The sequence below is a fragment of the Rhodanobacter sp. MP7CTX1 genome (assembly GCF_014205795.1).
GTDB lineage: Bacteria > Pseudomonadota > Gammaproteobacteria > Xanthomonadales > Rhodanobacteraceae > Rhodanobacter.
On record NZ_JACHCN010000002.1, the window covers coordinates 235,679 to 257,343 of the forward strand.

18 protein-coding genes are annotated in these 21,665 nt (G+C 63.6%); 3 read left to right on the forward strand and 15 right to left on the reverse strand.

The features are described 5' to 3' along the window. Window positions 1–22: 22 nt before the first annotated feature. The 12 genes from ybgC to rluD all read right to left on the reverse strand — a co-directional run bounded on the left by ybgC (window position 23) and on the right by rluD (window position 13,241). Complete coding sequence (gene ybgC, locus HDE77_RS03635; RefSeq protein WP_184415798.1) at window positions 23–442, reverse strand: tol-pal system-associated acyl-CoA thioesterase; 420 nt, start codon at window positions 440–442, stop codon at window positions 23–25. Next, window positions 435–1,484 carry a Holliday junction branch migration DNA helicase RuvB gene (gene ruvB, locus HDE77_RS03640; RefSeq protein WP_184415799.1) on the reverse strand — a complete coding sequence of 350 codons (1,050 nt, stop codon included), beginning with the start codon at window positions 1,482–1,484 and terminating at the stop codon, window positions 435–437. The genes ybgC and ruvB overlap by 8 nt, the downstream gene beginning before the upstream one ends. 127 nt (window positions 1,485–1,611) lie before the next feature. After that, window positions 1,612–3,513 (reverse strand): potassium transporter Kup, encoded by a 1,902-nt coding sequence (locus HDE77_RS03645; protein ID WP_184415800.1) that lies wholly within the window; start codon window positions 3,511–3,513, stop codon window positions 1,612–1,614. Window positions 3,514–3,517: 4 nt separating this feature from the next. Beyond that, window positions 3,518–4,114: a Holliday junction branch migration protein RuvA gene (ruvA, locus tag HDE77_RS03650; protein ID WP_184415801.1), complete on the reverse strand. Its 597-nt coding sequence runs from the start codon at window positions 4,112–4,114 to the stop codon at window positions 3,518–3,520. Beyond that, window positions 4,111–4,632 carry a crossover junction endodeoxyribonuclease RuvC gene (ruvC, locus tag HDE77_RS03655; protein ID WP_184415802.1) on the reverse strand — a complete coding sequence of 174 codons (522 nt, stop codon included), beginning with the start codon at window positions 4,630–4,632 and terminating at the stop codon, window positions 4,111–4,113. The genes ruvA and ruvC overlap by 4 nt, the downstream gene beginning before the upstream one ends. A gap of 62 nt (window positions 4,633–4,694) precedes the next feature. After that, window positions 4,695–5,429, reverse strand: coding sequence for a YebC/PmpR family DNA-binding transcriptional regulator (locus HDE77_RS03660; protein ID WP_184415803.1), 735 nt, complete (start codon window positions 5,427–5,429; stop codon window positions 4,695–4,697). Window positions 5,430–5,532: 103 nt separating this feature from the next. Beyond that, a complete protein-coding gene (locus HDE77_RS03665) occupies window positions 5,533–6,165 on the reverse strand; it encodes an alpha/beta hydrolase (RefSeq protein WP_184415804.1) in 633 nt (210 codons plus the stop codon). 102 nt (window positions 6,166–6,267) lie between these two features. Beyond that, window positions 6,268–8,040 carry an aspartate--tRNA ligase gene (gene aspS / locus HDE77_RS03670; RefSeq protein ID WP_184415805.1) on the reverse strand — a complete coding sequence of 591 codons (1,773 nt, stop codon included), beginning with the start codon at window positions 8,038–8,040 and terminating at the stop codon, window positions 6,268–6,270. A gap of 102 nt (window positions 8,041–8,142) precedes the next feature. Continuing rightward, window positions 8,143–8,475, reverse strand: a complete 333-nt coding sequence (locus tag HDE77_RS03675) for a zinc ribbon domain-containing protein (RefSeq protein WP_184415806.1) — start codon at window positions 8,473–8,475, stop codon at window positions 8,143–8,145. Between the two features lie 141 nt (window positions 8,476–8,616). Next, a complete protein-coding gene (gene clpB, locus HDE77_RS03680) occupies window positions 8,617–11,199 on the reverse strand; it encodes an ATP-dependent chaperone ClpB (RefSeq protein ID WP_184415807.1) in 2,583 nt (860 codons plus the stop codon). A gap of 275 nt (window positions 11,200–11,474) precedes the next feature. Then, on the reverse strand, window positions 11,475–12,242 hold the full coding sequence (pgeF, locus tag HDE77_RS03685) for a peptidoglycan editing factor PgeF (RefSeq protein ID WP_184415808.1): 768 nt from the start codon (window positions 12,240–12,242) through the stop codon (window positions 11,475–11,477). A 24-nt stretch (window positions 12,243–12,266) separates the two neighbouring features. After that, a complete protein-coding gene (gene rluD / locus HDE77_RS03690) occupies window positions 12,267–13,241 on the reverse strand; it encodes a 23S rRNA pseudouridine(1911/1915/1917) synthase RluD (RefSeq protein WP_184415809.1) in 975 nt (324 codons plus the stop codon). A 103-nt stretch (window positions 13,242–13,344) separates the two neighbouring features. Here rluD and HDE77_RS03695 point away from each other — a divergent pair, with 103 nt between their 5' ends. Next, window positions 13,345–14,178 (forward strand): outer membrane protein assembly factor BamD, encoded by an 834-nt coding sequence (locus HDE77_RS03695; protein WP_255482524.1) that lies wholly within the window; start codon window positions 13,345–13,347, stop codon window positions 14,176–14,178. A gap of 185 nt (window positions 14,179–14,363) precedes the next feature. Here the strand turns inward: HDE77_RS03695 and HDE77_RS03700 are convergent, their stop codons facing one another. The 3 genes from HDE77_RS03700 to sucC form a co-directional block, all read right to left on the reverse strand. Beyond that, complete coding sequence (locus HDE77_RS03700) at window positions 14,364–15,995, reverse strand: NAD+ synthase (protein WP_184415811.1); 1,632 nt, start codon at window positions 15,993–15,995, stop codon at window positions 14,364–14,366. Window positions 15,996–16,067: 72 nt separating this feature from the next. Beyond that, entirely contained in the window at window positions 16,068–16,940 is an 873-nt protein-coding gene (gene sucD / locus HDE77_RS03705) for a succinate--CoA ligase subunit alpha (protein ID WP_184415812.1), read from the reverse strand. A gap of 11 nt (window positions 16,941–16,951) precedes the next feature. Next, window positions 16,952–18,157 carry an ADP-forming succinate--CoA ligase subunit beta gene (sucC, locus tag HDE77_RS03710; RefSeq protein WP_184415813.1) on the reverse strand — a complete coding sequence of 402 codons (1,206 nt, stop codon included), beginning with the start codon at window positions 18,155–18,157 and terminating at the stop codon, window positions 16,952–16,954. Between the two features lie 245 nt (window positions 18,158–18,402). Between sucC and HDE77_RS03715 the strand changes: the two genes are divergently transcribed. Together HDE77_RS03715 and HDE77_RS03720 are read left to right on the forward strand one after the other, a co-directional pair. Beyond that, window positions 18,403–20,052 (forward strand): HAMP domain-containing sensor histidine kinase, encoded by a 1,650-nt coding sequence (locus tag HDE77_RS03715; protein ID WP_184415814.1) that lies wholly within the window; start codon window positions 18,403–18,405, stop codon window positions 20,050–20,052. Between the two features lie 53 nt (window positions 20,053–20,105). After that, the gene (locus HDE77_RS03720; protein ID WP_184415815.1) at window positions 20,106–21,506 is read left to right on the forward strand and encodes a sigma-54 dependent transcriptional regulator; all 1,401 of its coding nucleotides are present in this window, start codon (window positions 20,106–20,108) and stop codon (window positions 21,504–21,506) included. Window positions 21,507–21,665: the final 159 nt, after the last annotated feature.

Below are 21,665 nucleotides of genomic sequence, written 5' to 3' on the forward strand. Positions count from 1 at the left end.
ACCAGGTTGTCGTGGAAGGTTGTCAGCAGGCAGGTGCCGGTATCAGGTCGGTCGGAATCGGTGCCGCACGCATGCGCTGGATATCCACGCAGGCCACCCGGACCTTGGCGCGGATCACGCTGCTGCCGTCGGCCCGCTTGATCGTCTGGCTGAACAGGATACTGGCTGCGCGCCGTTCTTTGACTTCGACCGTTACCAGCAGTTCATCATCCAGCAGGGCAGACTTGAGGAAATCGATCTGCATTTCGCGCACCAGGAACGCCAGCCCGGTGGTTTGCTTGAGTGCGGACTGGTCGATACCGAGCCCGCGTAACCACTCGCTGCGGGCGCGTTCCATGAAACGCAGGTAGCTGGCGTGATAGACCACGCCACCGGCGTCGGTATCCTCCCAGTACACCCGCACCGGCCAGCTGAAGGGCTGATCTTGCGCGGGCTCAGTCATGGCCGACATCGACATTGAACAGATCGGCCGGCTGCGCCTGGCGCGGCGGCGGGGTCAGCCCCAGGTGGCGCCAGCCTTTGGCGCTGACCATGCGGCCACGCGCGGTGCGGATCAGATAGCCCTGCTGGATCAGATAGGGTTCGACCACGTCTTCCAGCGTGCCGCGATCCTCGCTGAGCGCGGCAGCCAACGATTCAACCCCGACCGGCCCACCGTCAAAATTCTCGATGATCAGGCTGAGCAGGCGACGATCCAGTTCGTCAAAACCCTCCGGATCGATCTTCAGCATGTCCAGCGCCGCCTGCGCCGCGGCCAGCGTGATCTCGCCGCCAGCGCGCACCTCGGCGTAATCGCGCACGCGACGCAGCAGCCGATTGGCGATGCGCGGGGTGCCACGCGAACGACGGGCGATCTCCTGTGCCCCTTCGGTCGCGCACGCAATGCCCAGGATGCGTGCGGCACGCCGCACGATTGCCGTGAGCTCATCGGACGTATAGAACTCCAATCGCTGCACGATGCCGAAGCGGTCGCGCAACGGCGCGGTGAGCATGCCGGCGCGCGTGGTCGCACCAATCAGCGTAAACGGTGGCAGATCCAGCTTGATCGAGCGCGCGGCGGGGCCTTCGCCGATCATGATGTCGATCTGGAAGTCTTCCATCGCCGGATACAGCACTTCCTCGACCACCGGTGACAACCGATGGATCTCGTCGACGAACAGCACGTCGTTCGGTTCGAGGTTGGTCAGCAGCGCGGCCAGATCGCCAGCGCGCTCCAGCACCGGGCCGGAGGTCGAACGAAGGTTGACCCCCAGTTCGTTCGCAATGACATGACTGAGCGTGGTCTTGCCCAGGCCGGGCGGCCCGAAGATCAAGACATGATCCAGCGCGCCGCCACGCTTCCTGGCCGCCTCGATGTAAATCGACAGTTGTTCCCGCACAGCTTGCTGGCCGAGATATTCGGCGAACCGCCGGGGACGAATCGTGGCTTCCAGCGCCTCGTCGTCGAGCTGGGCGGCCGCCGTGATGATGCGGGTATCGGTCATGTTCGTATTATGGCTTAAGGCGAAGAGCTGGGGGTCGAGAGACGAGAGGCGAGTAGCGAGGGCGAAAAGCGAAACATGCGGCGCCCTCGCTACTCGTCCCTCGCTCCTACTCTCTCCCCCGCTCGCCTCAAATCTCGATCTGTGCTCCCAGCTCGATCAGGCGGTTGCCGGGAATCTGGAAGAACGCGGTGGCCGGCAAGGCGTTGCGCGCCATGAACGCGAACAGCTTGTCACGCCACAGCACCATGCCGGGACGACCCTTGTCGGCGACGATGTTTTCGCGCGACAGGAAGAACGTGGTGTCCATCATGTCGAACGGCAGCCCGGCGTTCGAGCACTTCGAAAGCGCGAGAGGGATGTTCGGATCCTCGGCAAAGCCGAAGCGCAGCGACAGCCGGTAGAACTCGTCGCCCAGCGGCACGATGAGAATGCGTTCGTCGGCATCGGCCGCCGGCGTCTCCAGGATCTCCGCCGTCAACAGCACGTTGCGCTCATGCAGCACTTTGTTGTGCTTGAGGTTATGCAGCAGCGCATGTGGCACGGCATTCTGGTTCGCGGTCAGGAACACCGCGGTGCCGGGAACCCGAAGCGGCGGATGCTCGGCAATGTTCTCGATGAACGGCTCCAGCGCCAGGCCGCCCTGCTTGATCTCGCGCACCACCAGCTCACGGCCACGACGCCAGGTCGTCATCAGCACGAACACGCCCAGACCAAGCACCAGCGGGAACCAGCCGCCGTACTCGACCTTGATCAGGTTGGCGCCCAGGAATGACAGGTCGATGGTCAGGAACAGCACGCCCGCTGCCACCACGGCGACCCGGCTCCAGTGCCACTGATAACGCGCCACGACCAGCGCGAGCATGGTCGTGATGGTCATGGTACCGGTCACCGCAATGCCGTACGCCGCGCTCAGGCTGTCGGAGCTGCGGAACCCAAACACCGCCACCAGCACCATCACCAGCAGAAAGCTGTTGACCCACGGCACGAAAATCTGCCCGGACATTTCGCGTGAGGTGTGCACCACCTGCATGCGCATCGAGTAACCCAGCGACATCGCCTCCCGGGTCATCGAGAACGCGCCGGAAATCACCGCCTGCGACGCGATCACTGTGGCCAGGGTCGCCAAAGCGATCATCGGATACAGCAGGACCGACGGCACCATCTTGAAGAACGGATTGTCGGCCGCCTCGGGATGCGCAAGCAGCAAGGCACCCTGACCGAAATAGTTGAGCACGAGTGCCGGCAACACGAAGCTGAACCATGCAAAGCGAATCGGCCGCTTGCCGAAATGCCCCATGTCCGCATAAAGCGCCTCCGCTCCAGTGAGCGCCAGCACCACGCCACCGAGCGCGATAAACGCCTGTATCCCATGGGTGAAAAAGAAGTGCACGCCATGCATGGGATTGAGCGCGCGCAACACCTGCGGATTCTGCAGGATCATATGCACGCCAAGCAGCGCGATCGTGACGAACCAGACCATCATCACCGGCCCGAATACGCTGCCCACTTTTGCCGTGCCGTGACGTTGCAAGGCGAACAGGAAAAACAGGATCACGGCGGTCACCGGCACCACCCAATGTGCGAGACCGGGAGCCGCGACCTTCACGCCTTCCACAGCCGACAGCACGGAAATCGCCGGCGTGATAACGCCATCGCCATAGAACAGCGACGCGCCGAAGATGCCGAGGATGGCCAGCACCCAACGCAGCTTCGGCTTCTCGCGCACGCTGCGCTGCGCCAGGGCCATCAAGGCCATGATGCCGCCCTCGCCCTTGTTGTCGGCGCGCATGATGAACACCACGTACTTCAGCGACACCACCAGGATCTGTGCCCAGAAGATCAGCGAGAGCACGCCATAGATGCTTTCGGGCGTGGGCCGCATGCCATCGTGACTGAGCGTCGTTTGCAGGGTGTATAGCGGGCTGGTGCCGATGTCGCCGTAGACCACGCCAATGGCGCCTACCGCCAGCGCCGCAAGGCGACGTCGGGCGTCAGTGTCGCCGGTGCCGTGCGTGGTTTCGTGATTCACGGATTCAACCTCCGAGTGCGGCGCGCAGCGCCTTGCGAATGATGGTTTCGGCGCTGTCGCCGGCGGCGGCAACCTTTTGCACCAGACGCGTTACTTCGACCGGTTTGTACCCAAGCTGTTGCAGCGCCACCGTGGCCTCGCCCGCCGGATCGAGCGGTGCTCCGGGGCTCGCCGATGTGCCCGGCAGAGTCACTCCAATGCCGTCCACGCGATCGCGCAATTCCACAATGATACGTTCGGCGGTCTTCTTGCCGATGCCGGGAATCTTGGTCAGCGCGACCACGTCACCGGCATGTACCAGACGCGAAAAATCATTGACGGAAGCACCGGACAGCACGGCCAGCGCGATCTTCGCGCCGATCCCGCTGACCTTCAGCAGGTTGCGGAACAGCGCGCGCTCGGCTTCATGCAAAAAGCCGTACAGCGACACGCCGTCTTCCTTCACCGCATGATGGGTGAGCAGGATCACTTCCTTGCCGATCCCCGGCAGGTCGTAGATCGTCGACATCGGCGCTTCCAGCTCATAGCCGACACCAGCAACTTCGACCAGCAGCCAGGGTGGCTGCCGGGAGATCAGGGTGCCGCGCAGACGACCGATCATCGGCCTCGCCTCCAGGCAGTTCGCGGTATGCCCACGCGAGCCAGGCTGGCGCGTGTATGCGCATGCGTCACCGCGATCGCCAGTGCGTCGGCGGCATCGGCCTGAAGTGGACCCTTGAGGCCGAGCAGGATGCCGATCATGTGCTGTACCTGGGTCTTGTCGCTGCGGCCGCTACCTACCACGGCCTGCTTTACTTCGGTTGCTGCGTATTCGTGCACCACGATCCCCCGACTGACTACCGCACAGATCGCGGCGCCGCGCGCCTGCCCCAGTTTCAGCGCCGAATCGGGATTGCGCGCCATGAACACGCGCTCGATCCCGCATTCCACCGGCTGATGGGCGGCGATGATGTCACAGAGTTCTTCAAAAATGCGTTTCAGACGCAACGGAAAGGTAGCCTCCGAGGCCACTGCCAACGCGCCATGAAAGACGTGGGTGAGCTTGCCTGACGCGTCCACGTCGATGATGCCCACGCCGGTCCGCTGGCTGCCCGGGTCGATGCCGATAATTCGGGTCATGGAGACAGGCGACAGGTCATGGGAAGCCGTATGCGGCGGCGGGCGAACCCGCCGAACCGAACCTACGGTTGGGCCTCAGCTGGCAGCACGGCGTTGTGATAGATCTCATGCACGTCGTCGAGCTCTTCCAGCCAGTCGATCAGATCGAGCAGCGTCTCCTGTGCCTCGGCGGGAATCGCCACGCGATTGGCAGGGCGCATCACCACCTCGGCGCGCAACGGCTTGAGGCCGGCGGCAGCCAGCGCCTTCTGCACGGTTTCAAAGCTGTCCGGCGCGCACAGCACACTGCTCTCGCCGCCCTCGTTCACTACGTCGTCGGCACCGGCATCCAGCGCGGCTTCGAGGATCTTCTCCTCTTGCCCGGCATCGCCAGCCGTGGCGAACACCAGCTCGCCGCAGCGGTGAAACTGAAACGCCACCGAACCACTGGTACCCAGGTTGCCGCCGTGCTTGGTCAACGCGTGGCGCACATCGGCAACCGTGCGGACCGGATTGTCGGTGACGCAATCGATGATCAGCGCGATGCCGGCCGGACCATAGCCTTCGTAGCGAAGTTCCTGCATATCGGCGCCGCCATCGGCACCGGAGCCACGCTTGATGGCGCGCTCGATGGTGTCCCTGGTCATGTTCGCCGAGAGCGCCTTGTCCACTGCCGCGCGCAACCGCGAATTGCTGGCCGGATCGGCCACCCCGGCGCGCGTCGCCACGGTGATCTCGCGGATCAGTTTGGTGAATACCTTGGCGCGCTTGGCGTCTTCGGCATTCTTGCGACCTTCGATGGACGGCCCTCTACCCATGACAATGCCTGCAGTGAATCAGGTTGATAAGCCGGCAATTTTACCTGATTTCGACTCGCGTGCCGGTCGCGTCGAACAGCCGGGTTGTAGCAGTAGCCCTGTGCTAGGCGTGGGTGAATTGTCCGCTGCGCAGGAATTGCCCCACCTGTCGCGCCACATCGACCGAAAACAGCAGTCCGGTGTGGTTGGCCTCGACCACGCAATGATCGGCCAGCCCCGGTAGCCGGGTCTCGTCCACCGCCACGGTACCGTCATGTTGGCCCTCGAAATGGCCCAGCACGGCGCCCAGGCCCAACGGCATGCAGCCGGCGATCATGCCTACCTCGCGCGGCCCGTCCCAGCGTTCAAACCCTTGCTGCAGCAGCTCACGATTGTGACCCAGCAAGACCTCACCGCCGCGACCCCAGCCGGCAAAACCGCGCGCCGCGGCGCTGCCCTTCACTGGTGAACCGAGGCAGACGATGCGCCCCTGCGGCAATTCGCGCGCTTCGAGACAGGCGCGCAACGCCAGCAATCCTCCAAGGCTGTGGCCAACCAGATGCACCGCGTCGGCTTCCGCTGCCAGCTCATCCATGCGCGCCTGCAGCCGATCCAGGATGCGTTGCTGGGTGGCCGCCACGCTCAGGTAGTCGAAGCGATGCACGCGAAAGCCGTCTTCTATCAGACGCCGATGCAACATGGCCAGCGCGAAACCGCGCATCCACAGGCCGTGCAGCAGGATCACATGATCGGACATGATGCCAATGAGACCTGAGGCGAAGTGGAGGAAACGGCAAGACTCCCGCGAGCAACAACGTTCAACTTGACCAGGGCCGAGACCCGGTCAACCCACCTGCTGTCACGCGGCAGGCGCGTCACTGGCCAGCACCTGCACGTGCAGCTCCTTCAACTGTGCCGGCACGATCATCGACGGTGCATCGGTCATCAGATCTTGTGCGCTGGTGGTCTTGGGGAACGCGATCACGTCGCGGATCGATTCGGTGCCCGCCATCAGCGCCGCGATGCGATCGATGCCGAACGCGAGACCGCCGTGCGGCGGCGCGCCGAATTTCAGCGCCTTCAACAGGAAGCCGAACTTCGCGTCGGCCTCTGCCGCGCCGATACCGAGCAGCTCAAAGACCGTGCTCTGCATATCCGGGCGATGGATACGGATCGAACCACCCCCGATCTCGTTGCCGTTCAGAACCATGTCGTAGCCACGGCTCACGGCATTCGCCGGATCGGCACGCAGCTGGGCCGCATCGTCGACTTTCGGGGCCGTAAACGGATGATGCAGGGCCACGTAACGTTGCGCTTCGGCGTCGTACTCGAACATCGGGAAATCGGTGACCCACAGCGGCTTCCAGCTGTTCTCCACCAGCCCACGATCCTTGCCGACCTTCAGCCGCAAGGCGCCCATGAAGTCGGTGACCGTCTTCCAGCTGCCAGCGCCGAAGAACAGCATGTCGCCACTCTGCGCACCGGTGGCCTTGAGGATGCCGTCCAGCGCCGCATCGTCGAGGAACTTCGCGACCGGCGAATTGATGCCTTCGCGGCCCTTGGCCAGATCGTCGATACGCAACCAGGCCAGACCCTTCGCGCCGTAACGCGAAACGTATTCGGTCAGCCCATCGATGTCCTTGCGGCTGAGCGTGCTGCCACCGGGCAGGCGCAGCGCGGCGACGCGACCGTTCGGGTCGTTGGCCGGCTCGGCAAATACCTTGAACTCGACATGCTTCACCGCATCGGCGATGTCGATCAGCTCCAGCGCGATACGCAGGTCGGGCTTGTCCGAACCGAAGCGACGCATGGCCTCGGCCCAGGTCATGCGCGGGAACGTCGCATCGAGTTCGACGCCCTGCACTTCGCGGAATACATGGCGGATGAGTTCTTCCACGAAATCCTGCACGTCGTGCTCTTCGACGAACGCAAACTCGAGGTCGAGCTGGGTAAATTCCGGCTGACGGTCGGCGCGCAAATCTTCGTCACGGAAGCAGCGCGCGATCTGATAGTAGCGATCGAAACCCGCCATCATCAGGATCTGCTTGAACAGCTGCGGCGACTGCGGCAGCGCATAGAACTGGCCCGGGTGCACGCGGCTCGGCACCAGGTAATCGCGCGCACCTTCGGGGGTGGCCTTGGTCAGGATCGGCGTCTCGACGTCCTGGAAGCCACGCTCGTCGAGATAACGGCGCAGTGCCTGCACCAGCTTGATGCGCTTGCGCATCATCTGCTGCATTTCCGGCCGGCGCAGGTCGAGGTAGCGATACGTCAGGCGCATCTCCTCGTTCGGATTCTCGTGCAGCGCGAACGGCAGATCCTTCGCGGCGTTGAGAATCTCCACCGTATCGGCGAGCAGCTCGACCGTCCCGGTCTTCAGCTTGTCGTTGACCGACAGTCGCTTGCGCAGCGTGCCGGTGACGCGCAGGCAGTACTCGTTGCCGATCTCGCCAGCCACCAGGAACGCCGCCGCGTTGTCGCGCTCGATCACTACCTGTGCAAGACCTTCGTGATCGCGCAGGTCGACAAACGCGACGTGACTTTGCAGGCGAAGGGTGTTGACCCAGCCACACAAGGTGACGGTCTGGCCGATCAGCGCCTCATCGATGAGGCCGCAGTAATGCGTGCGCATGCGCTTGGAACTCCGGGCCGCAGGGCGGCTGAAACAGATGGAAAAGACCCGGAATGTTACCACTGCTGCATCCGACCACGATGGTCAGACGCCCCGCCGCCTTCAATCGCTCTTGCTGGATGTACTTGGGGCCGCGGCAGGTGCCGGCGTCGCTGCCGGTGGCGCAGCTGTCGCGGCGGCCTTGTCGGCTGGTGCGGCACTTACGCTACCGCTGCCACCGGCGTCCCCGGCCAGGTTGCGTTTCTTGTCGCCGTCCTTCTTGAAATCGGTCTCGTACCAGCCGCTGCCGGCCAGGCGGAACGACGGCGCGCTGACCATCCGCCGCAAGTGCGGCGCATCACAGGCCGGGCAGACCGTGGGATCCGTGTCGGACAGTTTCTGCAGACGGTCGAAACGGTGGCCGCAACCGCTGCATTCGAATTCGTAAATGGGCATGTAGGTTCCAGACTTTCCAGCCAACTCCAGGTTGGCAACTCCCCATTATCGGCCCGTTCGGGGGGATTTCAACGGAAGGTTGGCGAACACCGCGATTCAGCCCTCGGTGCTCACCAAGATTTTTCTCATGCCTGCGATGGATCAGTGCTGGCTAAAGACTAGATGTCCGCCAGCCGCCGCCACCCGGATCACCGCGCCCGGCGCATAGCGACCTTCGAGGATCTCCTTCGCCAGCGGATTCTCCAGCTGTTGCTGGATCGCCCGCTTCAGCGGACGTGCTCCATACACCGGATCGAACCCGGCATTGCCCAGCAATGCCAGTGCATCGTCGCTGACTTCCAGCTTGAGCTGACGCTCGGCCAGACGCTTTTCCAGGTAGGTCAACTGGATCCTCGCGATAGCCCGAATCTGCTTCTTGTCCAACGGGCGGAACACCACCAGCTCATCGAGCCGGTTGATGAACTCGGGACGGAAGTGCCCCTGCACCACCGCCAGCACCGAGGCCTTCATCTGCATGTAATCCGCTTCGGAGTCACCGGCTTGCTCCTGAATCAGGTTGGAGCCCAGGTTCGATGTCATCACGATCACGGTGTTGCGGAAATCCACCGTGCGACCCTGCCCATCGGTCAGACGCCCATCGTCGAGCACCTGCAGCAGGATATTGAACACGTCCGGATGCGCCTTCTCCACCTCGTCCAGCAGGATCACGCTGTACGGCCGACGACGCACAGCCTCAGTGAGGTAACCACCTTCCTCGTAACCGACATAGCCCGGCGGCGCGCCGATCAGTCGGCTCACCGAATGCTTCTCCATGAATTCGCTCATGTCGATGCGCACCATCGCATCGGTGGTGTCGAACATGAATTCGGCCAGCGCCTTGCACAGCTCGGTCTTGCCGACGCCGGTGGGCCCCAGGAACAGGAACGAGCCACTGGGTCGGTTCGGATCGGACAAGCCGGCACGGGCACGACGGATCGCATCGGACACGGCGCGCACGGCCTCGTCCTGACCTACCACGCGGCGATGCAGATCGTCTTCCATGTGCAGCAGTTTCTCGCGCTCGCCCTCAAGCATCTTGGCGACCGGAATACCGGTCCAGCGCGCCACCACCTCGGCGATCTCCTCTTCGGTAACCTTGTCCTGCAGCAGTTTGAAATCCTGCGTCTCGGCGGCCTGTGCGGCGGCAAGCTGCTTCTCCAGTTCCGGCAGGCGGCCGTACTGAATCTCGCTCATCTTTGCGTAGTCCTGCCCGCGCTGCGCGGTTTCCAGATCCTGCCGCGCCTGCTCGATCTGCTCCTTCACCTTGGTCGCGCCTTGTAGCGTGGCCTTCTCCGACTTCCAGATTTCGTTGAGGTCGGAGAACTCGCGCCCGAGTTTTTCGATATCGGTTTCCAGATCGGCGAGGCGCTGTTTGCTGGCGTCGTCCTTCTCCTTCTTCAGCATCTCGCGCTGGATCTTCAACTGGATCAGCCGGCGCTCCAGACGATCGAGTTCTTCCGGCTTGGAATCGATCTCCATGCGGATGCGGCTCGCCGCCTCGTCCATCAGGTCGATCGCCTTGTCCGGCAGTTGACGGTCGGTGATATAGCGGTTCGACAACGTGGCCGCAGCAACGATCGCCGGATCAGTGATCTCGACGCCGTGGTGCACGGCGTAGCGTTCCTTCAAGCCACGCAGGATCGCGATGGTGTCTTCGACGCTCGGCTCGCCCACGAACACTTTCTGGAAACGACGTTCCAGCGCGGCGTCCTTCTCGATGTACTTGCGGTATTCGTCCAGCGTGGTGGCACCGATGCAGTGCAGCTCACCGCGCGCCAGCGCAGGCTTGAGCATGTTGCCGGCATCCATCGCGCCATCCGCCTTGCCGGCACCGACCACGGTATGCAGTTCGTCGATGAACAGGATCACCCGGCCTTCCTGCTTGGACAGGTCGCTGAGTACGGCCTTGAGGCGCTCTTCGAATTCACCACGGAACTTCGCGCCGGCGATCAGCGCACCCATGTCCAGCGCGAGCACGCGGCGATCGCGCAAGCCTTCGGGCACTTCGCCCTTGATGATGCGCTGGGCGAGCCCCTCGACAATCGCGGTCTTGCCTACGCCGGGTTCGCCGATCAGCACCGGGTTGTTCTTGGTGCGCCGCTGCAGCACCTGGATGGTGCGGCGAATTTCCTCATCGCGGCCAATCACCGGATCGAGCTTGCCGCTCTCGGCGCGAGCGGTCAGGTCGATGCAGTACTTCTCCAGCGCCTGGCGCTGCTCCTCGGCGTTCTCACTTTGCACTTTCTCGCCACCGCGCAGTTTCTCGATGGCCGCTTCAAGATGAGTCTTCGTTGCACCCGCTGCTTTCAGCGCCGCGCCCAGCTCACCTTTGTCCTCCAATGCCGCCAGCACGAACAGCTCACTGGCAATGAATTGATCGCCGCGCTGCTGCGCCAACTTGTCGGTGAGGTTGAGCAGGCGGGTCAGCTCGTTGCCCGCGTGGATGTTGCCTTCTTGTCCGCTGACCTTCGGTAGCCGATCGAGCAAGGCGTTGATGCGCTGACGCAGCGCCGGCACATTGACCTGCGCCTGGGTCAGCAGCGGCCCCGTGGAACCGCCCTGCTGATCAAGCAGCGCCGCCATGACGTGCGCCGGTTCGAGGATGTTGTTGTCGCGCCCCACGGCCAGCGACTGCGCGTCGGCCAGCGACTGCTGGAAACGCGACGTAAGTTTGTCCATTCGCATGAATGATCCCCCGCGAGAGGTGAAAAGGATTCTGGCAAACACACCGCCACTGCCCGCAGAGATGCGGACAGTGGCTGGACGATTCAAGCAAGCGCGGGCCCAACGGACGACCATGGCAAGAGCTCCTCCCCATGCGGGAGAACCCCTATGGGAGAGAACCCCCATGCGAGAGAACCCCTGTGGGAGCGACTTCAGTCGCGACGCTCTTGCTTCGGGCCAGGCAAGGGCATCGCGACTGAAGTCGCTCCCACAACGGCCATTCGTGCTCCTGCAGCTCAGCTATCGGCAAGCCAGATCAGGCTCGCGAAGCGGCCGCTGCGCGCGCCTTCACGGCGATACGAATAGAAGCGTGGGTCGGTCAGGGTATCCAGGCCGCAGCCATGGATGTGGTTGACCCCCGCTGCGGTCAGGCGCAGCCGTGCCAGCGCTGCAAGATTGCAGCGCCAATGGCCCGGCCGGGTCGGCACGAAGCAGTCGGCCGCCGCTGCGTCGCGATCGACAAAGGCCGCGCGCACCTCTTCACCCACCTCATAGGAAGCCGCACCGATGCACGGCCCCAACCATGCCAGCAGCCGTTCGCGCGGCGTATGCAACTGGGCTAGCGTCGCCTCCAGCACACCACCGGCCAGACCGCGCCAGCCTGCATGCGCGGCACCGATCTCGCTGCCATCGGTGGCGCAGAACAGTACCGGCAGGCAATCGGCGGTGAGGATCGCCAGCACGGTGCCGGATATATGCGACACCGCAGCGTCCGCCTGTGGCTCCTCCGGACTTGGTAACGGCCCCAGATCGGCCACGGTGGTCCCGTGCACCTGACGCAGCCAGCGCGGCGCGGCCGGCAGGGCCAATGCCTGCTGCAACGCGCCGCGGTTGGCAACGACGGCATCGACCGCATCGCCACTGCGCAGGCCGAGGTTGAAGCGCTCAAACGGGAGCGCCGACACACCCGGCCCGTGACGGGTCGTCACGGCCGCGTGCACCCGCGACGCAGCCGGCCAGTCGGGGAAAATCCAGCTATCGGTCAGGCGGGATGTATCAAACATGGGCGGCGGCTTCGTTGGAGAACGTCAATAGTCGTCGGCGCCATGAGCGGCCAGATCGGCGCGCAAGGCCACGATCAGCTGCTCTTGATCGGCCGGCCGTTCGGCGTTGAACGACAGTGTCTCGCCACTGATCGGATGCACAAACGACAATCGCTCGGCATGCAGCGCCTGTCGACGAAATCCGCGCAGCTCGGCGATCAGTTCGGGCGAGGCACCCTTGGGTAATTTCAGGCCGCCGCCGTACAACGGATCACCGAGCAGCGGATGGTTTATGTGCGCCATATGCACGCGGATCTGATGAGTACGGCCGGTCTCCAGCTGGCATTGCAGCAAGCTGTGCGCCCGGAAGCGCTCGCGCAGCCGGTAATGGGTCACCGCGCGCTTGCCGTCTTCCTCGTCACGTACCGCCTGGCGCAGACGGTCGCCCATGCTGCGGCCGATCGGCGCATCCACCGTGCCGCCGGCCACCATCGTGCCCAGCACCACCGCCTCGTACTGGCGCTCCACTTCGTGCCGCGACAGCAGATCGACCAGCGCGGTATACGCCGGCAGTGTCCTGGCCACCACCATCAGCCCCGAGGTCTCCTTGTCCAGCCGGTGCACGATGCCGGCACGCGGCAGCTCGGCCAGCTTCGGATCGTGATGAAGCAAGGCATTCAGCAAGGTACCGGCAGGGTTGCCGGCGCCCGGGTGCACCACCAGCCCAGCGGGTTTGTTCAGCACCAGCAGGTGCTCATCCTCGTACACGATGTCCAGCGCAATGGCCTCCGGCGTGCTGGATACCTCGGTTTCCAGCTGAACCTGCAGCAGCACCTGCTCACCGCCACGCAGCAACTGGCGTGGTGGAGCCTGGGCGCCATCCAGCGTCACCGCGCCGGACTTGATCCATCCGCTGAGCCGGGAACGCGAATAGTCCGGGAACATCTCGGCCAAAGCCTGGTCGAACCTGCGTCCTGCGGCTGTCAGCGGCACTACCGCCTCGTGCCGAATCGTGGTCATGCCTGGCTCCGCGGGCATCGGCCGGTTTCGGCTATCATGTCTTTTCGATCAAACATCTGAATTCTTCCCTATGCGCCTATCTATGGGCTTGCCCAAGTTGCCGATGTTCAAATTGCCCGCCTTGAAAGTGCTCGCCGTACTCGCGCTCGTCATGTCGATGAGTGCCTGCTCCATTTTTAGCCACAAACGCGACACCCTCGACACCTTGCCGGTGGACGCGCTGTACACCAAGGCGCACGACTCGCTGGAGAACTCCGACTATGCCGGCGCGACCAAGGCTTACCAGCGCCTGATCGCACGTTTTCCATCGGGTCCGTACAACGAACAGGCCCAGCTTGACATGGCCTATTCGCAGTACAAGGACAACCAGCTGGAAGAGGCGTATTCGACTGTCAACCGCTTCATCAAGACGTATCCGGCCAACAAACACGTTGATTATGCCTTCTACCTGCGCGGCCTGATCAATTTTGATCGCACCAGCGGCATGCTCGAGCGCTATGTCTATCGTGAAACCGCGCAGGATCGCCGCGACCAGGGCTACAACCTGCAGTCGTTTGATGATTTCTCGGAACTGGCACGTCGCTTCCCCGACAGCGCCTACACCGCTGATGGACGTCAGCGCATGATCTTCCTGCGCAACACGTTGGCGCAGTACGAGATCAACGTGGCCGAGTTCTATCTGCGCAACGAGGCCTATGTTGCCTCGGCCGACCGCGCACAGTACGTGATCGAGCACTACCAGCAGGCACCTCAGACGGGCGACGCGCTGGCCCTGCTCGCGCGCAATTATCTGTCACTGGGTCACAAGGAACTGTCCGACCAGGCCCGCCAGGTGCTGGCGCTGAACTACCCGAACCATCCTTATCTGACCGACCCCAAGTGGCCGCACGCGCCTTCCACGTTGCGCAAGATGGTGCCGTTCTCGGGTCATAATTGATCGATCTGTAGTCTGAAAGTAGAAAGGCCGGCGAGTGATCGCCGGCCTTTTTTGTGGGCGGCACCCCAAGTGCGAAAACCTGCGGGAGAGCCTGTGGGAGCGACTTCAGTCGCGATGCTCCTTTCCGCATGGCGCCGAGAAGCATCGCGACTGAAGTCGCTCCCACAAGAGCTGCTCGTCGAGGCTCAACGCCAGCCCGAGGTTATCGGGTAGCGCCGCTCGCGCCCGAACGCGCGGGTGGTCACGCGCGGCCCGGGTGCCGACTGCCGCCGCTTGAACTCGTTCAGCAGTACCAGCCGCACCACGCGGCGTACAGTATCGGCGTGGAATCCTTGCGCGGCTATCTCTGCCTGCGACTGTTCGCCCTCGATGAAGCGCGCAAGGATCGCGTCCAGTTCGTCGTACGGCGGCAACGAATCCTGATCGGTCTGGTTGTCGCGCAATTCAGCCGACGGAGGTCGTTCGATCACCGCGATAGGAATCACGTCGCCCTCGCCGGCCAGCGCGGCGTGTGCGTTGCGCCACCGCGACAGCTGGTACACCACGGTCTTGTAGACGTCCTTCAATGGCGCGTAGGCGCCGCACATGTCGCCGTAAAGGGTGGCGTAGCCGACCGCCATCTCGCTCTTGTTGCCGGTCGCCAGCAGCAGTCGGCCGTGCTTGTTGGACAGTGCCATCAACATCACGCCACGCGTGCGCGACTGCAGGTTTTCTTCGGTGGTGTCCGCCGGCTTGCCGGCGAACGCCGGCGTGAGTGCCGTGATGAAAGACTCGTAGGTCTGCTCGATCGAGATGATGTGATAGTCCACACCGAGCTGTTCGGCCTGTGCCCGCGCACCGTCGAGCGACAGCTGTGAGGTGTAGCGCGTCGGCATCATCGCCGCGGTGACGCGTTCAGCGCCCAGCGCATCGACTGCCAGCGCTAGCGTCAGCGCCGAATCGATACCACCGGACAGTCCCAGCAGCACGCCACCGAAACCGTTCTTGTCGATGTAGTCTCGCGTCCCACGCACCAGCGCCGCGTAAAGCGTCGCCTCGATCGAGCTGTCTACGGCAACCGGCCAGCTCTGCGCATGCAACCGGCGCGTGGCGGCATCGAACTCTACCCACAGCAGCGCATCGACGAAAGCCGCTGCACGTGCGGCGATCGAGCCATCGCCGTTGACCAGCATCGAGGCACCGTCATAAACCACTTCGTCCTGGCCACCGACGAGATTGAGATAAGCAAAGGCACAACCGGTTTCGCGCGCCCGTGCAGTCAGCGCTGCCTCGCGTTCGGTGTGCTTGGCCGCGTCCCATGGTGAGGCATTGATCACCACGATCAGCTCGGCACCTGCGGCAGCGGCCTGCGCCGCCGGCTCGGGCCGCCATACGTCTTCGCAAATGAGCAAACCAACGCGCACGCCTGCGATCATCACGGTGACCGTCTCATGGCCGGCACGAAAATAGCGCTTGTCGTCAAACACGCCATAGTTCGGCAGTGCCTGTTTGTGCGCAGTCACCTCGATGCGACCGTCGCGCAACAGGCTGGCCGCGTTGTACACCTCGCCCTCGCTGTGCGGATGGCCGACCAGCGCGGCGACGCCATCGGTGGCGGTAGCCAGCGCGGCCAGCTCGCTCTCACAAGCAGCAAGGAAGCTCGGCCGCAGCAGCAGATCTTCCGGCGGATAGCCGCTCAGGGTCAGCTCCGGAAACACCACCAGGTCGGCGCCACCGGTACACGCTTGCGCGATCAAATCACCGACCCTGGCAGCATTCGCCGCCACCGCACCAACCGCGAAATCGAACTGGGCTAGCGCCAGACGCAGATTTGCCATGAACTGAAGCTCCAGATACAGCGAAGGCCGCGACGAGTCGCGGCCTTCGCATTTTAGCGCCGAGAGGCTCGGTTACTTCATTAATTTGGCAAGCGTCTTGCCCAGATCGGCCGGCGACTTCACCGTGGTGACGCCAGCCTTTTCCAGCGCAGCGAACTTCGCCGCTGCGGTGCCCTTGCCACCGGAGATGATCGCGCCCGCATGGCCCATGCGCTTGCCGGCCGGAGCCGAAGCACCGGCGATAAACGACACCACCGGCTTCTTGACGTACTCGCCGATGAACTCGGCGGCGTCTTCCTCGGCGCTGCCGCCGATTTCGCCGACCATGATGATGCCTTCGGTCTGCGGATCGTCCTGGAACAGCTTCAGGCAGTCGATGAAGCTGAGGCCGTTGATCGGGTCGCCGCCGATGCCGATGCAGGTCGACTGGCCCAGGCCTTCGTTGGTGGTCTGGAACACAGCCTCATAGGTCAGCGTGCCGGAACGCGACACGATACCGACCTTGCCCGGCATGTGAATGTGGCCCGGCATGATGCCGATCTTGCACTCGCCCGGGGTGATGATGCCGGGGCAGTTCGGCCCGATCAGCACAATTTCCGGATGCTGCTGCAGCACGTTCTTCACGCGCAGCATGTCGAGTACCGGGATGCCCTCGGTGATCGCCACGATGACGCGGATGCCCGCATCGATCGCCTCGAGGATCGAGTCGGCCGCGAACGGCGGCGGCACGAAGATCACCGACGCATCGGCGCCGGTTTCGTCGACCGCTTCGGACACGCTGTTGAAGACCGGCAGGCCGATGTGCTCACTGCCACCCTTGCCCGGGGTCACGCCGCCGACCACCTTGGTGCCGTAAGCGATCGCCTGTTCGGCGTGGAAGGTGCCCTGCTGGCCGGTGAAGCCCTGCACGAGGACCTTGGTGTTTTTGTTGACGAGAACGCTCATTCGATTGCTCCTTAAACCTTGGCCGCAGCCACGGCTTTCTGCGCCGCGTCGTTGAGATCGTCGGCCGGCGTGATCGCCAGACCGGAGTTGGCCAGCAATTCGCGGCCCTTCTCGACATTGGTGCCCTGCAGGCGCACCACCACGGGGATCTTCAGGCCCACTTCCTTGACCGCGGCGATGATGCCCTCGGCGATCAGGTCGCAGCGCACGATGCCGCCAAAGATGTTGACCAGGATGCAACGCACCTTGTCCGAGGAGAGGATCAACTTGAACGCCTCGGTGACGCGCTCCTTGGTGGCGCCACCGCCGACGTCGAGGAAGTTGGCCGGCTCGCCGCCTGCCAGCTTGATCACGTCCATCGTGGCCATCGCCAGACCGGCGCCGTTGACCATGCAGCCGATGGTGCCGTCCATCGTCACGTAGTTGAGGTTGTACTGCACGGCTGCCGCTTCAGCGGCGTCTTCCTGGGTCAGGTCGCGCATCGCGGCCAGGTTTGGATGACGGAATTCGGCGTTGTCGTCGGAGTCCACCTTGCCGTCGAGCGCGGCGAGGTTGCCGTCTTCCAGCACAGCCAGCGGATTCAACTCGACCAGCGCCAGATCCTGTTCGTTGAACAGCTTGTACAGGCCCAGCATGATCTTGGTCAGCTGACCGACCTGCTTGGCGTTGAGATCCATCGCGAAGCCAAGCTGGCGGCACTGGTACGGCTGCAGGCCTTCGACGAAGTCGATCACGATCGTGTGGATGTCTTCGGGCGTGTCCTTGGCGACCTGCTCGATGTCCACGCCGCCGTGCTTGGAGGCGATGAACGAGATCGCCTTGCTGTCGCGGTCGACCAGGATCGACAGGTACAGCTCACGGGCAATATTGGTCGCGTCGGTGACCAGCACCAGGTTCACCGGCAGCGCGCGGCCGGCAGTCTGGTAGGTGGCCATATGGGTGCCCAGCATGCCCTTGGCTGCAGCGCGGACGTCGTCGAAGCTCTTGCAGAACTTTACGCCGCCAGCCTTGCCGCGGCCGCCGGCATGGATCTGTGCTTTGACCATCCACTGCGAGCCACCGAGATGCTTGGCAGCATCGACGGCGGCATCGGGGGAATTGGCAACCTTGCCCGGCGGTACGGCGATGCCGTACTGCGCGAACAGTTCTTTGGCCTGGTATTCGTGGAAATTCATTCGATACCTCGAGCGAACGGAAAACGTGGCGGCCGCACGCATTCACTGCGTGGGTCAAGAAGTCGGACGGCGGAGTGACGCGCTGCCGGGATGCAGTGCGCATGCCACACAAACTGGCAAAAACCGCGCAATACGGCCGCCTATTTTCGCGGAAGCGGGCGGCAATGGAAAGAGCGGCGTGTTTTGACCGCCTGGCGGGTCGGCTTTCATGCACTGTGCCGCACTGCCGCCGCAGCGGCGAGCCGCCCGTCTATACTCGCGCGAAACCGCCAAGGAGTGCCCGCCACGTGTCCAGCACGCCACTTTTGTCCACACCCGTTGCGCGAACCGCGACAATTCGCCATGAACTGACGTTTCTCAACGTCTTCAGGCTGGTGCAGGCGCTGGTATATGTTGGTCTGGCGTTCAGTCCGGAAGGACTGGGCTGGCCCACCTTGGGGACACCGGACTTCGCCCGCAGCATCACTTCGGCCTACCTGCTGTTTGCGCTGATCTCGCTGATGCTGAATCGGCGCAGCATGGAATATGTCAACGTGGCGGTGTCCGCGGCCTTGATCGTGGACATTGCCGCCGCCGTGCTGTCGATTACGGCGATGCCCGACGCGCATATCGGCATCGCGATGATGCTGGCGGTGAACCTGAGCGCCGGCGCGCTGATCCTGCCGCTGCGGCTTTCGAGCTTTTTTGCCGCGCTAGCCACGCTGGGCATCCTGGGGCATACCTTTTTCGAGAGGTCACGGGGCGGGCCAGGTGATCGGGACCTGCTTGAAGCGGCCCTGTTCGGGCTGGCCTATTTCGCCAGCACCACGTTATGCCATGTGCTGGGCCGCCAGTTGCGCGCCACCGAAGCCTTGGCCGAGCAGCGCAGCACCGATCTGGCGAACCTGTCCCAGGTCAATGAACTGATCATCCGCCGCATGAAGACCGGCGTGCTGCTGGTAGACGACGCCAACCGCATCCACCAGATCAACGAGTCGGCGTGGATGCTGCTGGGCAACCCCGGCGCCGATCAGCGCGACCTGGGCCAGCTGGCGCCGGAATTGTCGCGCCGGCTATACCACTGGATGACCTCCGGAAAGCTGGACGAAACCGCCACCCAGCTCGCCGACGGGGTGCCCGAGGTTGTGCCTCGCTTCACCCGCCTGGCGCCGAACGACGACTCGCACGTGCTGATCTTTCTCGACGATACGTCGCTGCTGTCGCGCCGCGCCGAAGAGCTCACGCTCACCTCGCTCGGCCGCCTGTCGGCGTCGATCGCTCATGAGATCCGCAACCCTCTGGCGGCGATCCGCTATTCAGCACAATTGCTGGCCGAGTCGAAAAGCATGGACAGCACCGACCAGCGCATGGTCGAAATCATCAACAACCACTGCATCCGGCTCAACGAGATCATCGAGAACATCCTGCAGTTGTCGCGGCGCGAGCGCTCGCGGCCGGAAACGCTCGACCTCGGCAAGTGGGCGCAGGGTTTCGTCGAGGAATATAGCCAGGGCAACGATCTTGGCGCCGACTCGCTGCGGGTCATTGCCAGCAATGGCCCTCCGGTAGCGGCTGTGGCCGACCCACAGCAACTGCAGCAGGTGGTGTGGAACCTGGTGCAAAACGCGCTGCGCTACGGCCGCATGCCGGGCGAACCCGCGCGGGTGATGGTAGTGACCCGACAGGGCGAACACGGGGTGCCCATCCTGGAAGTGATCGACCGCGGCCCCGGCATCGCGCCGAAGGTGGCCGCACAAATTTTCGAACCGTTCTATACCACCCACGAATACGGGACCGGGCTGGGCCTGTACCTGGCCCGCCAGATGAGCGAGTCCAATCAGGCCGCGCTGGAATATGTGCGGGTGGCCGGTGGTGGAAGCTGCTTCCGGCTGGTGCTGACGCCGCCGGCACGCAGTCCTGCCGACCCGGTGGAAGTGGCCCAAGCCAGCACGCGTTGACCTTTTGGCCCGCCCTAGTAACCTGCATCCATTCTCAATCGCCAAAGAAGCCCATGACTTCACAGACCGTTCTGGTCATCGACGATGAACGCGACATCCGGGAACTGCTGACCATCACGCTCGGTCGGATGGATTTGCAGGTTGACGCTGTGGGCACCGTGGCCGATGCACGCCGCGCCCTGGCCGAACGCAGCTACGACCTGTGTTTCACCGACATGCGGCTACCCGACGGCAGTGGCCAGGAGATCATCGAACTGATCGCCAGCACCAGCCCGGATACCCCCGTTGCCATGATCACCGCCTACGGCAATGTCGATGCCGCGGTGAATGCCCTGAAGGCCGGCGCGTTCGATTTCGTCTCCAAGCCGGTGGATATCCAGATGCTGCGCGGGCTGGTGCGCACCGCCTTGCGACTGGCCGAAGAGAAGCGCAACGGAGGCGCGGCGGCGAAAACTGGCGACTCCAGCGAACGCCTGATCGGCGACTCGCCGGCCATGCAGCAAGTACGCGCCACCATCGGCAAGCTGGCGCGCAATCAGGCGCCGGTATATATCGCCGGCGAATCGGGTGTGGGCAAGGAGCTGGTAGCCCGATTGATCCACGAACAAGGCCCCCGGGCGAGCGGCCCGTTTGTGCCGGTCAACTGCGGCGCGATTCCGTCGGAGCTGATGGAAAGCGAATTCTTCGGCCACCGCAAGGGCAGTTTCACTGGTGCCGGCGCCGACAAGGAAGGCTTGTTCCAGGTCGCCCAGGGCGGCACGCTTTTCCTCGATGAAGTCGCCGAATTGCCGCTGCACATGCAGGTGAAACTGCTGCGCGCGATCCAGGAAAAGGCGGTACGGCCGATCGGTGGCCGCGACGAAATTCCGGTGGATGTGCGGATTCTTTCCGCCACGCACAAAAACCTCGGCCAGCTGGTCGAGCAGGGTCAGTTCCGGCAGGATCTGTTCTATCGCATCAACGTGATCGAGCTGCGCGTGCCGCCGTTGCGCGAGCGTCGCGGCGACGTGCCCCAGCTCGCCGCCTTCATCCTGCAGTCGCTTGCCAGCAAGAGCGGCGACGGCATCGGGCAACTGCTGCCAGACGCGCGCCAGGCACTGGAGGCATACGACTTCCCTGGCAATGTGCGCGAGCTGGAAAACATCCTCGAACGCGCGATGGCGATGTGCGACGGCGCCAGCATCGATGCCATCGACCTGATGCTGCCGCAACGCAGCTCACGCCAGAATCATGACACGGCTTCCACCACCGAGCAGCCGCAGAGTGTCGCCGCCGGGCTCGCGGCCACGGCCGATGCGAATGGCGGCCTGGACGACTACATCAGCAATCTCGAGCGCACCGCCATCGTCAAGGCGCTGGAAGAGTCCCGCTACAACAAGACCGCCGCCGCCAGAAAACTCGGCATCACGTTCCGCGCGCTGCGCTACAAGTTGAAGAAGCTCGGCATCGACTGAGGGGCTGGATTCAACGGTGAAGTGAGATGCCAGCGCAACGCTGGCATTTCTTTTGGGCGAGTGCCGCTTGATCACTGATCGAAGCGATCGAGAACACTCCCCCTTTGATAGATATGCCCTAAAAGGCGTGGGCAGCCTTCAATGTCCCGTCGGGATATT

Coding starts and splice junctions, on each gene's coding strand:
- ybgC (WP_184415798.1), bottom strand. CDS start 442: ATGACTGAGCCCGCGCAAGATCAGCCCTTCAGCTGGCCGGTGCGGGTG.
- ruvB (WP_184415799.1), bottom strand. CDS start 1,484: ATGACCGATACCCGCATCATCACGGCGGCCGCCCAGCTCGACGACGAG.
- ruvA (WP_184415801.1), bottom strand. CDS start 4,114: ATGATCGGTCGTCTGCGCGGCACCCTGATCTCCCGGCAGCCACCCTGG.
- ruvC (WP_184415802.1), bottom strand. CDS start 4,632: ATGACCCGAATTATCGGCATCGACCCGGGCAGCCAGCGGACCGGCGTG.
- HDE77_RS03660 (WP_184415803.1), bottom strand. CDS start 5,429: ATGGGTAGAGGGCCGTCCATCGAAGGTCGCAAGAATGCCGAAGACGCC.
- HDE77_RS03665 (WP_184415804.1), bottom strand. CDS start 6,165: ATGTCCGATCATGTGATCCTGCTGCACGGCCTGTGGATGCGCGGTTTC.
- aspS (WP_184415805.1), bottom strand. CDS start 8,040: ATGCGCACGCATTACTGCGGCCTCATCGATGAGGCGCTGATCGGCCAG.
- HDE77_RS03675 (WP_184415806.1), bottom strand. CDS start 8,475: ATGCCCATTTACGAATTCGAATGCAGCGGTTGCGGCCACCGTTTCGAC.
- clpB (WP_184415807.1), bottom strand. CDS start 11,199: ATGCGAATGGACAAACTTACGTCGCGTTTCCAGCAGTCGCTGGCCGAC.
- pgeF (WP_184415808.1), bottom strand. CDS start 12,242: ATGTTTGATACATCCCGCCTGACCGATAGCTGGATTTTCCCCGACTGG.
- rluD (WP_184415809.1), bottom strand. CDS start 13,241: ATGACCACGATTCGGCACGAGGCGGTAGTGCCGCTGACAGCCGCAGGA.
- HDE77_RS03695 (WP_255482524.1), top strand. CDS start 13,345: ATGTTCAAATTGCCCGCCTTGAAAGTGCTCGCCGTACTCGCGCTCGTC.
- HDE77_RS03700 (WP_184415811.1), bottom strand. CDS start 15,995: ATGGCAAATCTGCGTCTGGCGCTAGCCCAGTTCGATTTCGCGGTTGGT.
- sucD (WP_184415812.1), bottom strand. CDS start 16,940: ATGAGCGTTCTCGTCAACAAAAACACCAAGGTCCTCGTGCAGGGCTTC.
- sucC (WP_184415813.1), bottom strand. CDS start 18,157: ATGCGTGCGGCCGCCACGTTTTCCGTTCGCTCGAGGTATCGAATGAAT.
- HDE77_RS03720 (WP_184415815.1), top strand. CDS start 20,106: ATGACTTCACAGACCGTTCTGGTCATCGACGATGAACGCGACATCCGG.